10 protein-coding genes are annotated in these 12,859 nt (G+C 72.4%); 9 read left to right on the forward strand and 1 reads right to left on the reverse strand.

All coding sequences use genetic code 11. The features are described from left to right. Positions 1-67 precede the first annotated feature (67 nt). Positions 68-1,288 carry an MFS transporter gene (locus tag OO60_RS38040; RefSeq protein WP_003088995.1) on the forward strand — a complete coding sequence of 407 codons (1,221 nt, stop codon included), beginning with the start codon at positions 68-70 and terminating at the stop codon, positions 1,286-1,288. A gap of 9 nt (positions 1,289-1,297) precedes the next feature. Continuing rightward, positions 1,298-1,843: a hypothetical protein gene (locus OO60_RS47565; RefSeq protein WP_156081351.1), complete on the forward strand. Its 546-nt coding sequence runs from the start codon at positions 1,298-1,300 to the stop codon at positions 1,841-1,843. Between the two features lie 92 nt (positions 1,844-1,935). Here OO60_RS47565 and OO60_RS38045 read toward each other — a convergent pair whose 3' ends face one another. Then, on the reverse strand, positions 1,936-2,562 hold the full coding sequence (locus tag OO60_RS38045; protein WP_003088998.1) for a hypothetical protein: 627 nt from the start codon (positions 2,560-2,562) through the stop codon (positions 1,936-1,938). 116 nt (positions 2,563-2,678) lie between these two features. Here OO60_RS38045 and OO60_RS38050 point away from each other — a divergent pair, with 116 nt between their 5' ends. The 7 genes from OO60_RS38050 (at position 2,679) to OO60_RS38080 (ending at position 12,841) form a co-directional block, all read left to right on the forward strand. Beyond that, positions 2,679-4,610, forward strand: coding sequence for a thiamine pyrophosphate-binding protein (locus OO60_RS38050; protein WP_003089001.1), 1,932 nt, complete (start codon positions 2,679-2,681; stop codon positions 4,608-4,610). A 19-nt stretch (positions 4,611-4,629) separates the two neighbouring features. Further along, positions 4,630-5,334, forward strand: coding sequence for a flavodoxin family protein (locus tag OO60_RS38055; protein WP_003089005.1), 705 nt, complete (start codon positions 4,630-4,632; stop codon positions 5,332-5,334). Between the two features lie 3 nt (positions 5,335-5,337). Then, a complete protein-coding gene (locus OO60_RS38060; RefSeq protein WP_003089006.1) occupies positions 5,338-6,528 on the forward strand; it encodes a cation:proton antiporter in 1,191 nt (396 codons plus the stop codon). A 41-nt stretch (positions 6,529-6,569) separates the two neighbouring features. Further along, positions 6,570-7,211, forward strand: coding sequence for an RNA polymerase sigma factor (locus OO60_RS38065; protein ID WP_003089009.1), 642 nt, complete (start codon positions 6,570-6,572; stop codon positions 7,209-7,211). Further along, on the forward strand, positions 7,208-7,438 hold the full coding sequence (locus OO60_RS38070; protein ID WP_003089011.1) for an anti-sigma factor family protein: 231 nt from the start codon (positions 7,208-7,210) through the stop codon (positions 7,436-7,438). The genes OO60_RS38065 and OO60_RS38070 overlap by 4 nt, the downstream gene beginning before the upstream one ends. 118 nt (positions 7,439-7,556) lie before the next feature. Beyond that, positions 7,557-10,691 carry a glycoside hydrolase family 2 gene (locus OO60_RS38075; protein WP_003089014.1) on the forward strand — a complete coding sequence of 1,045 codons (3,135 nt, stop codon included), beginning with the start codon at positions 7,557-7,559 and terminating at the stop codon, positions 10,689-10,691. Between the two features lie 161 nt (positions 10,692-10,852). After that, a complete protein-coding gene (locus OO60_RS38080; RefSeq protein ID WP_003089017.1) occupies positions 10,853-12,841 on the forward strand; it encodes a SpoIIE family protein phosphatase in 1,989 nt (662 codons plus the stop codon). Positions 12,842-12,859 lie beyond the last annotated feature (18 nt).

Raw genomic sequence — 12,859 nt, forward strand, 5'->3', positions numbered from 1 at the left:
TGCCCCCACCGCGGAACCCACACTTTCGGCACCTTCCCTGACCCAACGACGGAACTCAGGTGCCGCCATGCCCGAATCCCCAGCCGTGAACCGGTCACCAGCAGCCTCGGCCACCGGCCAACCGGCGGCCGCCGGGCGGGTCCAGCTGCTCCTGCTGCTGGCCGGGAGCTGCCTGTCGGTGCTCGGCGCCGTCCTCATCGCCCCCGTCCTGCCGCAGCTGTCCCGGGCGTTCGCGGGCACGCCCGGCGTCGACGTCCTCGTCCCGATCGTGCTGACCGCGCCGGCCCTGCTGATCGGGCTGACCGCGCCGTTCGCCGGGGTGATCGCCGACCGGATCGACCGGAAACGGGTGCTGCTGCTGGCCATGCCGGCCTACGCCGTGTTCGGGACAGCTCCGCTCTACCTGGGCTCGCTCGGCGCGATCCTCGCCAGCCGCGTGCTCGTCGGCCTGTGCGAGGGCGCCATCATGACCTGCTGCACCACCCTCATCGGCGATTACTGGTCCGGCGCTCGCCGGGCGCGGTACCTGAGCCTGCAGACGCTGGTCGCCACCTTGTCGGCCACCGCGTTCCTCGCTCTCGGAGGTGTGCTCGGCGCGTCGGGCTGGCGCACGCCGTTCTGGCTGTACGCCGTCGCCGCCCCGCTGGCGATCCCCATGGCGCTCAAGCTCTGGCAGCCGCACCGCGAACCGGCCACGCGCCTGGCGAGGCTGCCCTGGCGCCAGCTGGCCGCACCCTGCCTCGTCACCCTGTTCGGCGGCGTCGTCTTCTACGCCCTCATCGTCGAACTGTCCTTTGTGCTCACCGGGATCGGCGTGACCGCCACCGGGACCATCGGCGCGATCTCCGCGATCATGTCGCTGGCGACCGCCGCGGGCGCGATCGCGTTCGGCCGTCTGTCCGGCAAGACGCCCCGGAACCTGCTGCCGGTCGAGTTCGGTCTCACCGGCGCCGGTCTCCTCCTGGTGTTCGCCGCCGCGTCACCGGCCGTCGTCACCGTGGGCGCGGTGTTCACCGGCTTCGGCACCGGCATGCTGCTGCCCACCCTGCTGACGTGGGCGCTCAACCGCCTCACCTTCGACCAGCGGGGCCGCGGCACCGGCCTGTGGACCGGCACGCTGTTCATCGGCGAATTCGCCTGCCCCCTCGCCCTGGCCGCCATCGGCACCGGCGCCGGTGGCCTGCAGGGTGCGCTCGGGCTGGTCGGCGTCGCGTCCGCGATCGCGGGAATCCTGACCGCGTTCCTGCTGCGGCGGAACAACCAGCCGCTCGACGTCACCAGGGATTGACGGGGTGACTTGCCCGTACGCCAGCAGGAACATCCCGGCCGCGACGCCGATCATCGTGAACACGCCGCGCGGCCAGAAGATGTGACTGTCGAGAAAGGACACACTCGCGACCAGCAGGACCACCGCACCCGGCACGGCCCGCCGGCCGCCACGCGCCATCGCCACCACGATCAGCGCGTTCGAGACCAGGAAGCACCCGGCGCCGAGGTGACCCAGCAGGTCGCCGACCTCGAACAGGGACCCGACCACCGGGGTGACGCCGTGCTGGGCGCCGGTCACGGTGCCCGCGGCGATCCCGGCGACGGCGTCGAGTCCTCCGTAGAAGGCGGCGAACCCGAAGGCGGCCAGCCGCCCCGGCCAGCGGATCCACCGCGGTGCCGAGGCCAGCAGGAGCCACTGCGCCGCGGCCGGCAAGGGGAACACGAGCAGCAGGACGATGTGCAGCTGCGTCCACCACGGGGCGGTGGCCGCGTCCAGCACCGCGGGGTGGAGGGCGCCGAACCCGGCGAGCAGTGCGCCCGGCACCGCGAACAGCGCGGCCCGAAACCATCGTGACCCGAGCATCGGCCGAGGGTAGCGCCGGTTGACCGGCCGGCTCTCGCGCCAATGCTTAGGAAACCCTTACGGCACCACCCGCAGGCCGGGCTTCAGCGTTCCGCGGCGAGGTCACGGCCCTCGCGGAAGAACCGGACGACGGCGGCCGCGTCGCCGAGTCCGGTCATCGTGCGGGCCGCGCCGAAGGCGGCGTTCCAGAACGCACCCTGCCGTGGTTCGAACGGCCCGACGTAGGCGTAGGGCTCGGCGATGTGCTGGTCGCCGGGCGACACGCCGTAGTTGACCTCGCCGAGGGTGATCGCGACGTCGAAGTGTTCCGGCCACAGGACCGGCTCCGTTCCGGGGGCGAATTCACGCAGTGCGCCGTGCCCTTCGGCGAACGCGCCCATCAGCACCTTCACCGCGTCCCCGTCCAGCACGAGGACTTCGCCGATCCGCACGCCCGGACCGCCGCCGTACACCCCGGCGGGTTCACCCGCTTCGAGCCCGGCGGCCGCGGCCACCTCGCGGTAGGACCGGCCGTTCAGCGGGAACCGGCCCGAGCTCGTCACGAGTTCGTCTCCTTCGACGCGCAGGGCGGGTTCGGCCACCGTGGCGAACCCGCCCGCCACCACCCGCAGGTCGATGCGGCCGGTCCGGCGGTGCTGGGGCCCGGCGAGCAGCAGCTCGGCCGCCCCGTGCAGGAACCGGCGGGTGGTTTCGAGCGCCTTCTCGGTCATCGTCGAACTCCTCTGTAACGCCTGGCCCCGGTCGAGGCACTGAGCCTGCCGTCACCACTGTTTCGGCGGCATCACCCTTACGACGGCACAGTGTGCCCGACCACCGGAGGCGTTACATGACGGAGAACGGCTGGCACCGGGTCGCCCCGGACGACGTGCCCGGGGACGGCCGGGTTCGCAGCGTCACGGTCGACGGCCGCAGCGTCGCGCTGTCGCGCTGCGGTGCGCGGCTGGGTGCACTGGAGAACCGCTGCCCGCACCAGGGCGGCCCGCTCGGCGAGGGCTCGATCGAGAACGGCCTGCTGCGCTGCCCGTGGCACGGCTACGACTACGACCCGATCTCCGGGCAGCCCCCGGAGGGCTTCTCCGACGGTGTCGCCACCTACCCGGTCGAGCAGCGCGAAGACGGGGTGTACGTCCGGCTGCCGGAACCGGCGGAGGCCGTGCGCACGGTCGCGGACGTCCTCGTCGAGACGCTCGTGGCCTGGGGTGTCACCCACGTGTTCGGCATGGTCGGGCACTCCAACCTCGGGTTCGCCGAGGCGCTGCGCCGCGCGGAGTCCCGCGGCGAACTGACCTACGTCGGGATCCGGCACGAGGGCGCGGCCGCGTTCGCCGCGAGCGCCTACGGGAAGCTGACGGGCCGTCCGGCGGCGTGCTTCGCCATCGCCGGCCCGGGGTCGACGAACCTGCTCACCGGGCTCTACGACGCGAAACTGGACGGCGCGCCGGTGCTGGCGATCTCCGGCCAGGTGCCGTCGAAGGTGCTGGGCCGCGGCGCGTTCCAGGACGTCGACCTGTCCGCGGTGTTCCGCGACGTCGCCGTCACGACCACCACCGTCCACAGCGGAAGCGACCACGCGGAACTGGCCGCGCTGGCGGTGAAGCACGCGATCGACCGCCGCGGGGTGGCCCACCTGGTGCTGCCGGACGAGGTGCAGGTCCAGCCGAGCGACGCGCCCGCGTCCACACCGGACGGACGAGCGGCCGACCGCCGGATCCGGCCGGAGGACTCCGCTGTGGACACTGCGGCCGCGCTGGTCCGCGGTGCGCGCAGGCCGGTGCTGGTCGTCGGGCACGGCGCACGCGGCGCCGAAACCGAAGTCCGGCGGCTGGCCGAAGCCCTCAATGCTCCGGTGCTGACGACGTTCAAGGCGAAGGGCCTGGTCCCGGACACCCACCCGCTCGGCGCGGGGGTGCTCGGCCGTAGCGGCACCCCGGTGGCGAGCTGGCTGATGAACGAGGCCGACCTGCTGATCGTCGTCGGCGCGTCGTTCTCGAACCACACCGGGATCGCCGCGTACAAGCCGATCCTGCAGATCGACGACGAGCCGGCGGCGATCGGCCGGTTCGACGCGGTCACCACGTCGCTGCTCGGCGACGCCCGGCTCACGGTGGCCGCGCTGACCGCCGCGCTCGGCGAGACCAAGGCGGAGGACCAGCGGCCCGACGTCGCGGCGCGCTGGGAGATCTGGCGCGCGGAGAAGGCCCGCCGGGCACGCGACGACCGGGGCCGCGGGGTCGCCGCCGCGGCGGTGTTCGACGCGCTGTCTCGGCACCTGCCGGCGGAGGCGGTCGTCGCCGTCGACGTCGGCAACCACGCGTACTCCCTCGGCCGTTATCTGGAGTCGAAGGGCCAGCCGGTGCTGATGTCGGGCTACCTCGGCTCGATCGGCTTCGGCTACCCGGCGGCCCTCGGCGCGTGGGCGGCCGCGCCGGACCGCCCGATCGTGGCGGTCACCGGCGACGGCGGGTTCGGGCAGTACGCGACCGAGCTGACCACCGCCGTCAAGTACGGCATCCCGGTCAAGCACGTGCTGCTGAACAACAACGCGCTGGGCAAGATCAGCAAGGAACAGCTCGCCGGGGACTACCCGGTGTGGCAGACGTCGCTGGTCAACCCGGACTGGGCGGCCTACGCGCGGTTGTGCGGCGCCACCGGCATCCGCGTCACCTCCCGCGACCAGCTCGACGACGCCATGACGGCGCTCTTCGCCGCCGACGGTCCCGCCCTGCTCTGCGTCGAGCAGGACGCCGAACTTTTGTAACGGAAAGGAAACCCGACCCATGCCGAGCTACGACGACCTGCGCGCCCTGTTCCTCAACTGCACCCTCAAACGCTCGCCCGAACGCAGCAACACCGAGGGGCTGATCGACGTCAGCCGCGGGATCATGGAGAAGAACGGGGTCGCCGTCGAGGTGCTGCGGGCCATCGACCACGACATCGCCACCGGTGTCTGGCCCGACATGACCGAACACGGCTGGGCCACCGACGCCTGGCCGGGCATCTACGAAAAGGTGCTGGCCGCCGACATCCTGGTCGTCGCCGGGCCGATCTGGCTGGGTGACAACAGTTCCGTCACCAAGCTCGTCATCGAGCGGCTTTACGCGTGCTCGCACCTGCTCAACGACGCCGGGCAGTACGCCTACTACGGCCGCGTCGGCGGCTGCCTGATCACCGGCAACGAAGACGGCGTCAAGCACTGCGCCATGAACGTCCTCTACAGCCTCCAGCACCTCGGCTACACCATCCCGCCGCAGGCCGACGCGGGCTGGATCGGCGAGGCGGGCCCGGGACCGTCCTACCTGGACCCCGGGTCCGGCGGCCCGGAGAACGACTTCACCAACCGCAACACCACGTTCATGACCTGGAACCTGCTGCACCTGGCCCGGATGCTGAAGGACGCGGGCGGCATTCCGGTGCACGGCAACCAGCGCAGCGAATGGGACGCCGGCTGCCGCTTCGACTTCGCCAATCCCGAATACCGCTGAGCCATGCCCGGCGTCGAGTTCGTGAACCTGTTCGCGGTGGCGGCGATCGCGCTCGCCGCCCCGCTGCTGCCGGCGCTCGTGCCGAAGCTGCGGGTGCCGGCCGTGGTGCTGGAGATCGTGCTCGGGATCGTCGCCGGGCCGTCGGTGCTGGGCTGGGTCGACGCCGACGTGCCGGTGCGGATCGCCGCCCTGCTCGGCCTGGCCTTCCTGCTGTTCCTGGCCGGGCTGGAGGTCGACGTGCGCCGGCTGCGCGGCCGGGCCCTGCGGCCGGCCCTGCTCGGCTACGGCATCACCCTGGCGCTCGGCCTGGCCGCCGGAGCCGGGTTCGGCACGGCGGGCTGGGTCAAGAGCCCGCTGCTGGTCGCCGTGGCGCTCTCGGCGACGTCGCTCGGCCTGGTCGTGCCGGTGCTCAAGGACGCCGGCCAGGCCGAGAGCCGGCTCGGGCAGGCCGTGATCGCGGCCTGCTCGGTCGCCGACTTCGCCGCGGTGGTGCTGCTGTCGCTGCTGTTCTCCGCGTCCGGGGGCAGCACCGGCGGTCGCGTGGTCCTGCTGGCGGCGTTCGTGCTGCTGGTCGCGGTGACGGCGGCCGTGGTGTCGCTGGCCGGGAAGTCGCGGCGGCTCGGCGAGACGCTGACGATGCTGCAGGACACCACGGCCGAGATCCGGGTCCGCGCGGCGGTGGTGCTGCTGGTCGCGTTCGTCGCGCTCGCCGAGGCGTTCGGGCTGGAGAGCATCCTGGGCGCGTTCCTCGCGGGCGCGGTCGCCGGCCTGCTCGACCGGGACAGCGGCTCGCACCCGCGGTTCCGGGTCAAGCTGGACGCCATCGGCTACGGCTTCCTCATCCCGGTCTTCTTCGTGACCAGCGGCCTGCGGCTGGACCTGGGCGGGCTGCTCGCCGCCCCGGCGGCGCTGGCGCGGGTCCCGCTCTTCCTGGCGGCGCTGCTGATCGCCCGCGGCGTCCCGGCGCTGCTGTACGCGCGGGAGTTCGGCCGGCGCCCGGCGGCCGCGGCGGCGCTGCTGCAGGCGACGTCGCTGCCGTTCCTGGTCACCGCTTCCCAGATCGGCGTGCTGACCGGGCTGATGTCGCCGGTGACCGCCGCCGCGCTCGTGTGCGCGGGCCTGTTGTCGGTGCTCCTCTTCCCCGCGGGCGCGCTGTCGCTGCTGCGGCGCCGGGAGCAGGCGGCCGTAAGGTGACGGTCACCTTTTTGCCGTGCTGCCGCGGCTATATTCGCCTGGTGACGACGCTGCCGCCGGACGAGGAGCTGGTCGCCGCGCTCCGCCGGGGCGACGACGCGGCCTTCGCGGCGGTGCTCGACGCGTGGTCGGCGTCGATGCTGCGGCTGGCCCGCTCCTTCGTGTCGACCCACGCCTCCGCCGAGGAGGTCGTGCAGGAAACCTGGCTCGCCGTGCTCAAGGGCGTCGGCCTCTTCGAAGGCCGGTCGGCGTTCAAGACCTGGGTGTACCGGATCCTCGTCAACACGGCCAAGAAACGGGGCACGGCCGAACGCCGGAGCGTGCCCTGGACCAGCCTCCTGCCCCAGGACGAGGACCACGGCCCGACCGTCGACCCCGCCCGGTTCCAGGGCGCCGACGGCGCCTACCCCGGCCACTGGCGGGAGAGCCCGGCCCCGTGGGCGTCCCCCGAGGACACCGCGCTCTCCCTCGAAATCCGCCGGGTGATCACCACCGTGCTCGACGAACTCCCCGCCCGCCAGCGTGCGGTGCTGAGCCTGCGCGACGTCGGCGACCACACCGCCGCGGAGGTCTGTGCCATGCTGCAGATCTCCGCGGCCAACCAGCGCGTCCTGCTGCACCGGGCCCGCGCCGTGGTCCGGGAGCGGCTGGCGGAGTACCTGGCGACGGGGGCGAGGACGTGAACTGCGACGAATTCGTCGAACTCGTCACCGCGTTCCTCGACGACGCCCTCGACCCCGCCACCGAAGCACGGTTCGTCGAGCACCTCGCCCTCTGTGAGGGCTGCGAGCGCTACCTCGGCCAGTTCCGCACCACCATCGCCGAACTCGGCAAGCTGCCCCCGGAAACCCTCTCCGCCGAAACGCGCGACGCCGTCCTGGGCGCCTTCCGCGACTGGCACAGCGCCTGACACCGCGGTAGCCGAACCCGGGCGAGATACCGACGTTCGGCGGTAGTGATCGGTCCGACTTGTCTGCTTCGATGCCCACGAAGCGTTTTACAACGTTGTAAAAATGAAGGGTCCGCCGATGAGAAGAGCCGCTTCCGTCCTCGTCGCCGTCCTGGTGGCGCTGGGCGTGGCCTCCGGTACGCCGCCCGCAGGTGCCGCCGAGCCCGTGCACGGCTTGAAGGCCGAGTACTTCACGCCGTCGGCACCGGACGCGCACGACTTCGCCACCCTGGCCGGGACCGCGCTCGACTCGGAGGTCGACCACCCGGACCTGACCTCGGTCTTCGGGCTGGTCACCGGGCGCACGGAGCACACGACCGCCCGGTGGACCGGGCAGCTCGCGGTGCCGAAGACCGGCGACTACACGTTCTACGCCATCGGTGACAACGGGTTCCGGCTTTTCCTCGACGGCGCCCCCGTGATCGACCACTGGGTCGGCGACTGGGACACCGAGCAGACCAGCGCACCGGTCACGCTGACCGCCGGCAAGCAGTACGACTTCAAGCTGGAGATGTTCCAGGACACCGGCGGCGCCAACATGTTCCTGCGCTGGTCGGGCGCGGGCCTCGCGAAGCAGATCGTGCCGCTCTCGGCGTTCACGCCGCCGGCCGAGTTCGCCGTCGTGCCGCGCACGGCGGAGGTGTCCCAGGACGGCCGCACGCTCTCGGCCGGCTTCGGCGGCCGCGTCTCGGGAACCGGCGACCTGGCCGACCACCTGCGGATCGAGGTCGACGCGACGCCGATGCCGGTCTCGTCGATCACGACCGGCCGGGACCGGGCGACGATCCGGCTGGCCGAGCGGGTGCTCAAGGGCCAGCGGGTCACCCTCTACTACGACGGCGCGGGTGCGCTCGCGGTGAACGGCACCAAGATCGGCAAGTCCGGGCGCACGGTCTCGAACGCGTCGGCCGAACGGCTCAAGACGCCGTGGGGCGAGCAGGCCGACCCGCGCAACCCGTTGCCGGAGTACCCGCGGCCGCAGCTCGAGCGCGACAAGTGGGTCAACCTCAACGGCCCGTGGGAGTTCGCCGCCGCCAAGGAGGGTCAGCAGCCGGCGTTCGGCACGAAGCTGCCCGAGAAGGTGATCGTGCCCTACCCGATCGAGTCGCAGCTCTCCGGGCTCGAACGGCACGAGGACCACATGTTCTACCGCCGCACGGTCACCGTCCCCCGCGACTGGCGGATCGGCGGCGGGCAGCGCCTCAAGCTCAACTTCGGCGCGGTCGACTACCAGGCCACGGTGTGGGTCAACGGCAAGCTCGTCGCCGAGCACACCGGCGGCTACACGGCGTTCGGCGCCGACATCACCGACGCGCTCAAGCGCGGTGACGAGCAGGAGATCGTCGTCGCGGTCACCGACACGACCGGCCCGTACCAGCCCAAGGGCAAGCAGTCCGCGAACCCCGGCGGCATCTTCTACACCCCGTCGTCGGGCATCTGGCAGACGGTGTGGCTGGAACCGGTGGCGGACAAGGGCATCGACGAGATCAAGACGACCCCGGACCTCGCCACCAGCTCGCTGGCGGTGACCGTCGAGTCCGCGGGCACCGCGACCGCCACGGTGGTCGCCAAGGACGCGCGCGGCCGCCAGGTCGGCACGATCAGCGGACCGGCGAACGCGAACCTCAAGCTGCCGGTGCCGAACGCGCACCTGTGGACACCGGACGACCCGTACCTGTACCAGCTGGAGGTCAAGCTGGGCAGCGACCGGGTCAAGAGCTACTTCGGCATGCGGTCCACCGGCATCACGAACGTCAACGGGAAGCCGAAGCTGACGCTCAACGGCAAGCCGTTCTTCTCCCTGATGCAGCTGGACCAGGGCTTCTACCCGGACGGCCTGAACACCGCGCCGAGCGACGACGCCCTCGTCTTCGACCTGAAGGCGCAGAAGGACCTCGGGTTCAACGCGGTCCGCAAGCACATCAAGGTCGAGCCGGCCCGCTGGTACTACCACGCCGACCGGCTGGGACTGCTGGTGTGGCAGGACTTCGTGTCCGTCGAAGACGGCAACAACCCCGCGGCGCAGCAGGCGTGGCTCAGCCAGGGCCTGGAAGAAATGCACCAGCTGCAGAACAACCCGTCGGTCTACGCCTGGATCGTGTTCAACGAAGGCTGGGGCGAGTGGGACAAGGCCGCGACCGGCCGGATCACCGACCAGGTCAAGGCCGCCGACCCGAGCCGGATCGTCAACGCCCACAGCGGGGTGAACTGCTGCGCCTCCAAGGGCGACTCGGGCGCGGGCGACGTCATCGACCACCACGACTACAACAACACCGACCCGGCGCATCCGGACGGCAAGCGGGTCGCGATGGACGGCGAGCACGGCGGCTTCACGCTGCGCACGCCGGGTCACCAGTGGCCGGGTGCGCCGATCGCGATCTACAGCGGCGTGGCGGACAAGGCGGCGCTGACGGCGAAGTACGTCGACAACACCCGCACGTTCTACCTCGGCCAGGCACGGGCCGAGCTGTCGGCGTCGGTCTACACGCAGGTCACCGACCTGGAGGGTGAGCTCAACGGGCTCTGGACCTACGACCGCAAGCGCATCAAGGTCGACCCGGGTCCGGTCCGCGAGATCAACCGGCGCGTGATCGAGGCCGGCGCCGACGCGGGCAAGCCCTATCCCTACGCGGGCAAGGGTGACTGGAAGCTCGACGAACGCGGCGGAACGACCGCGAAGGACTCGAGCGGCGGCAACAACCCGCTGACGCTCACCCCGGCCGGGGCGGCCTTCAAGGATGGCGCGCTGCAGTTCTCCGGCGGCTCGGCCGACACCTACGGCCCGGTCGTCGACACGACCGGGGACTACACCGTGTCGGCGAAGGTGCGGCTCGACCAGCTGCCCGGCAACTACTCGACCGCGGTGAGCCAGGACGGCCGGGAGCGGGAGAGCCCGTTCTACCTGCAGTACGGGCAGGGCGCGTTCGCGTTCAGCACCCCCGGCGGCAACCGGGCCCGGTACGAGGTCGTGCCGGAGGTCGGCCGCTGGTACGAACTCACCGGGGTGCGGGCCGGCACCGAGATCCGGCTCTACGTGGACGGCGTGAAGGTCGCGACGGCACCGGCCGGACCGGCCCTGGTCAGCACGGGCGCGTTCACGGTCGGGCGGGCCAAGTACGACGGCCGCAACGTCGACTTCTGGAGCGGCGCGGTCGACGACGTCCACGTGGTCGGCAAGGCACTGACGGACGAGGAGGTCGCCCGGCTCTCCTGATACCCGGCCCGCGCCGGGACACCGGCAGCGCGGGTGCCGCGCCACGCATCGCACGGCACCCGCGTCGCCCGGGTCATCAGATCGGGCTACTTGCTGCGCGGACGCCGGCCGGCGGGTAATCCTGGACGCCTGGATCGCTCGGCGGCGAAGGCGAGGCTGGGATGACGTCCGATGGCGGAGACCACGACCCGGCGGCGGACCGGCGGATCGGGCGGTGCGAGGACGTGCGGCGGGTGTTCGACGCCATGCCGGTGCTGGTACTGGGGATGGCGGGCCCGGAGCTCGAAGTCACCGCCACCACCGCCGCCTACCGCGTCCTCGCCGGCCGGTCGGAGATGATCGGCGTGCCGTTCCGCGAGGTGTTCCCGGAAACCATGGGGCAGCAGATCTTCGAGATGTTCGCCGGCGTCCACCGCACGGGGAACCCCGTCCAGGTCCGCGCGATGCGAGCCCAGTTCGAACAGCAGGGCCGGCGGATCGAGGTCTTCGTCGACGTCATCGCGGTGCCGCAACGCGGCGCCGACGGCGAGATCACCGGCGTCATCGCCCAGGTCACCGACGTCACCGAGCAGGAGCGGGAGCGGCTCGCCACCCAGGAGCGCGCGAACGTCGCCGAAGCACGCTACGCGCAGGCCCGCGGCGTGATCGACACCCTGCAGCGCGAACTGCTGCCCGCGGGGGTGCCGGTCCTCCCGCGGGTGGAGCTCGCCGCCAGCTACCTGCTCGCCGACGCCGACACCGCCGCCGGCGGCGACTGGTACGACGCCATCGCGCTGCCCGGCGGCCACGTCGCCCTGGTCGTCGGCGACGTCGTCGGGCACGGGGTGGCGGCCTCGGCGACCATGGGCCGGCTGCGCATCGTCCTGGAAGAACACCTCGCCGGCACCGGCGACGTCCTCGCCGCCGTCCGTGCGGCCGACGCCGCGACCGACCGCATCCCGGGTGCGCGCGCAACGACGGTCTGCGTGGCCGTGCTCGACCCGGCCACCGGTTTGCTGACCTACACCACCGCCGGCCACCCGCCCCCGCTGATCGTGCCCGCCGGCCTCGACGACGGCGGCCGCTACCTCGAAACCACCGCCGGCGGCCCCCTCGGCACCGGCGGCGAGCGCGTGGCCGCCACCGCCCGGCTCGCCACCGGGGACCTGGTGCTGCTCTACACCGACGGCATCCTCGAACGCCCCGGCCAGGACCTGGGCACCAGCACCGTCGACCTCGCCCGGGTCGCCGCCGACGTCACCGCCGACCGGGCGCTGCCGGGCAGCCCCGGCCTGACCGTCGAGCGGGTCTGCGAGCAGACCATCGAGCTGATGATCCGCGCGACCGGCCACACCGACGACATCACCCTGCTGGCGGCCCAGCTCACCCCGGCACCGGCCGCGTTCGCCCTGACGGTCCCGGCCGACACCGGCTTCCTGGCCACGATCCGCACCGAGCTGGACGACTGGCTCGACACCGCCCGGGTCGGCCGGGCCGACAGCACCGCGATCCGGCACGCCGTCGTCGAGCTGGCCACCAACGTCATGGACCACGCCTACCTCGACGCCCCGGACCTCTACCCGGTCACCGTCACCGCCGACCTCACCGACACCGGCCGCGTCGAACTGCGGGTCGCCGATCAGGGCCGCTGGCGCGAACCCCGCCCCTCCCCCGACCGCGGCCTCGGCCTGCACCTCACCTCCGACATCGTGGACGTCCTGCAGATCAGCCACGACGCGCGCGGCACCACGGCGTTCGCGCGCCACCGCCTCACCCGGCCCGCCCGGCTGCTCACCGCCGAGTCCTGGGGCCCCGCCTCGAGCGCGCGGCCCGCGCCCCAGGCCGACCCGCTGATCATCCTGGACCAGCCGTCGGCGCCCCGGCCGCGGATCCGGGTCGACGGGCCGATCGACGGCGCCACCGCGGGCACCGTCGAACACGAGATCCTCGCCGCCGGCGCCACCGGCGCCCGCTCGCTCACCGTGGACCTCACCGGCGTCACCCACCTGGCCAGCGCCGGCGTCGCGGTGCTGCACAGGCTCGCCGCGCTCCACCGCGGCAACGAGACCGAGCTCGTGCTGTTCGCCCCGGTCGGCTCCAACGCCGACATGATCACGACGCTGGTGGACCTGGCCCACCGCACGCTCGATCCGGACGACGCCACCCGCTGAACCCGTGGCGGACCGGTC

It is taken from the genome of Amycolatopsis vancoresmycina (assembly GCF_000716785.1).
GTDB lineage: Bacteria > Actinomycetota > Actinomycetes > Mycobacteriales > Pseudonocardiaceae > Amycolatopsis > Amycolatopsis vancoresmycina.

Bases quoted from the DNA above. Each gene is read 5' to 3' on its own strand.
- OO60_RS38060 (WP_003089006.1), top strand. From the start codon at position 5,338: ATGCCCGGCGTCGAGTTCGTGAACCTGTTCGCGGTGGCGGCGATCGCG.
- OO60_RS38045 (WP_003088998.1), bottom strand. From the start codon at position 2,562: ATGACCGAGAAGGCGCTCGAAACCACCCGCCGGTTCCTGCACGGGGCG.
- OO60_RS38040 (WP_003088995.1), top strand. From the start codon at position 68: ATGCCCGAATCCCCAGCCGTGAACCGGTCACCAGCAGCCTCGGCCACC.
- OO60_RS38050 (WP_003089001.1), top strand. From the start codon at position 2,679: ATGACGGAGAACGGCTGGCACCGGGTCGCCCCGGACGACGTGCCCGGG.
- OO60_RS38055 (WP_003089005.1), top strand. From the start codon at position 4,630: ATGCCGAGCTACGACGACCTGCGCGCCCTGTTCCTCAACTGCACCCTC.
- OO60_RS38080 (WP_003089017.1), top strand. From the start codon at position 10,853: ATGACGTCCGATGGCGGAGACCACGACCCGGCGGCGGACCGGCGGATC.
- OO60_RS38075 (WP_003089014.1), top strand. From the start codon at position 7,557: ATGAGAAGAGCCGCTTCCGTCCTCGTCGCCGTCCTGGTGGCGCTGGGC.